The 2,390-nt window shown below is 35.3% G+C and carries 3 protein-coding genes; all 3 read left to right on the plus strand.

Going from position 1 to position 2,390, the window contains the following annotated elements:
* The first annotated feature begins 71 nt into the window (after positions 1 to 71).
* Genes tnpA through tnpC form a run of 3 tightly spaced genes read left to right on the plus strand, consistent with a single transcriptional unit; the run spans position 72 to position 2,354 of the window.
* Positions 72 to 359: an IS66 family insertion sequence element accessory protein TnpA gene (tnpA, locus tag ACPDG9_RS15890; RefSeq protein ID WP_430528677.1), complete on the plus strand. Its 288-nt coding sequence runs from the start codon at positions 72 to 74 to the stop codon at positions 357 to 359.
* Entirely contained in the window at positions 359 to 697 is a 339-nt protein-coding gene (tnpB, locus tag ACPDG9_RS15895; RefSeq protein WP_071307249.1) for an IS66 family insertion sequence element accessory protein TnpB, read from the plus strand. Before tnpA ends, tnpB begins: the two co-directional genes overlap by 1 nt.
* 49 nt (positions 698 to 746) lie before the next feature.
* The gene (gene tnpC / locus ACPDG9_RS15900; protein WP_430528678.1) at positions 747 to 2,354 is read left to right on the plus strand and encodes an IS66 family transposase; all 1,608 of its coding nucleotides are present in this window, start codon (positions 747 to 749) and stop codon (positions 2,352 to 2,354) included.
* The last annotated feature ends 36 nt before the right edge of the window (positions 2,355 to 2,390 follow it).

Below are 2,390 nucleotides of genomic sequence, written 5' to 3' on the forward strand. Positions count from 1 at the left end.
GTATGCACCCGAGCAACCACATATTTCATAAGATGATGTAAGATAGTAAGTTTGTCTCAAATAATAAAGAGATGAGCAAACAAGAAATTATGTACTCTCATGTAGAGGATTGGAAAACAAGTGGATTAACACAATCAAAGTATTGTGAAAGTGTTGGAATTAAGCTAGCGACATTTAGTTATTGGGTAGTAAAGTTTAAGGGTGAAACAGAGCAAGAAGGCTCAAGTAACTTTATAGCAATAAGTAAAACATCAAAAACAGAAGGTAAAGAATATGAAATCGTGTATCCTAATGGAGTGAAGTTACGTTTAGAAACGAAAGATTTGGGTGAACTCTATTCATTAGTAAACCTTGTGTAATGTTTAGTCTGAGTAGTAGCCATCAATTCTACTTGTATAAATCAGCTTGTGATATGCGCAAGAGTTTCGATAGTCTATGTGGTCTTGTTCAAAACGAGCTTAATCAAGTCGCTCATAATGGAAGTGTCTACGTCTTTATCAATCGTCGATGTAATCAGATGAAACTCTTACACTGGGAAACAGGTGGTTTTGTGTTATATCACAAGCGATTAGAACAAGGTACTTTTGCTTTTCCTATTCATAATCGGACTCAAATCAGTTGGAGTGATTTGGTACTTATGATTGAAGGAATACAGGTGATAAAAAGTAGTCAAAAAAGGCGGTTTTCCATGAGATAAAACAGCCTTAATCCTTGTATAAACAAGGCTTTTGTTGTATATTTACTTCATGGAAATAGACTTAGAAAACTTATCGAAACAAGAACTTTTGACACTTTTAACCAAAGCCGAAAAGACTATTTCCAAGCAAGATAAAGCTATTGTTAAACAAGAGAAACACACTTGCTTAAAAGCTTCTAAATTAGAGGCTAAAAATCTTTTATTAAAAGAACAGATTACTAAATTAGAACAAGAAAAGCAGGAACTGGAATATCGAGTAAAACAACTTCAGCGCATGAAGTTTGGTCAAAGCCGAGAACGTTTTGAGGATCCCAATCAAACTCAATTACCTTTAGATGTTGAACAAGCAGTCTTAGAGGAACAAGAAGAAGTAATCAAACAAGAGATTACCTACTCTCGTGAGAAAAAGAAACATCCAGGACGAGCTAAACTACCAGATCATTTACCCGTAGAAGAAATAGAAATACATCCTGAGGGAGATTTATCTGATATGATTTGCATTGGTAAAGAAACTACAGATGTGTTAGATTATGTTCCAGGTTACTTTAAAATCAAGCGTTACATCCGATATAAATACGCTACTAAAGGTAAAGACAACACTCAAATTAGTATTGGTGAGCTTCCAGAGCGAATTATAGATAAAGGAATACCTTCAGAGGGGTTATTATCTACAATACTTGTAGATAAATATGTTGACCACCTTCCTCTTTATAGACAGAAGCAACGCTTTTCAAGAGAAAACATCGATATAGCTTCTTCTACAATAGATGGTTGGGCTGCTCAAAGTATGGATGCTTTAAAACCACTATACCAAAAGCTGGTGATGGACATCAAAAATGAAGGTTATCTCCAAGTTGATGAAACCACCATCAAAGTCTTAGATGAGAAAAAGAAAGACAAAACTCATCTTGGCTACTATTGGGTGTATCATGCACCTATATCCAAGCTTGTAATGTTTAATTACAGTCCTACTCGTAGCGGTAGTGCTGCACTGCCTATATTAAAAAACTTCAAAGGATATCTGCAAACTGATGGGTTTATCGGCTACCAAGCCTATGGAAATAAGTCAGATGTAACGCATCTTGCTTGTTGGGCACATGCTCGACGTGAATTTGAAAAAGCTTTAGATAACGATAGAAAAAGGGCCCAGCATGTACTAGTAGAAATACAGAAGTTATATGCTATAGAGAGAAAAGCTAAAGAACAAAACTTAGCTCCTGACCAAATCAAAGAACTTCGTCTAGATGAAAGTTTACCAATCATCAACAAGCTTGGTAAATATATGATTGCTCAGATGAATCTTACCTTACCTCAAAGTAGAATAGGTAAAGCTTTTGCGTACTCTCAAAAAAGATGGAGTAATCTAAGTGATTACTTACACAATGGAAACTTGCAGATAGACAATAATCTTGTTGAAAATGTAATCAGACCTGTAGCAATTGGTCGTAAAAACTATCTCTTTGCCGGTTCTCATGATGCAGCACAAAGAGCAGCTATGGCCTATACGTTTTTTGCTAACTGCAAAAAGCATGACATTAATCCATATCAATGGCTAAAGTATGTTCTTGAAAATATTCAATCCATCAACCACAAGAATATCGCTGACTTATATCCTCATAATTACAAGAAACTTATCCTGGATAATGTAGAAGAATAATTAGATCTCACTAGATGTACTTGCTCGGGTGCATAC

The organism is Myroides sp. C6-3 (assembly GCF_050522425.1).
Taxonomy (GTDB): domain Bacteria; phylum Bacteroidota; class Bacteroidia; order Flavobacteriales; family Flavobacteriaceae; genus Flavobacterium.

Excerpts from the sequence above, each read along its gene's own strand:
- tnpA (WP_430528677.1), top strand. The coding sequence starts at position 72 with ATGAGCAAACAAGAAATTATGTACTCTCATGTAGAGGATTGGAAAACA.
- tnpB (WP_071307249.1), top strand. The coding sequence starts at position 359 with ATGTTTAGTCTGAGTAGTAGCCATCAATTCTACTTGTATAAATCAGCT.
- tnpC (WP_430528678.1), top strand. The coding sequence starts at position 747 with ATGGAAATAGACTTAGAAAACTTATCGAAACAAGAACTTTTGACACTT.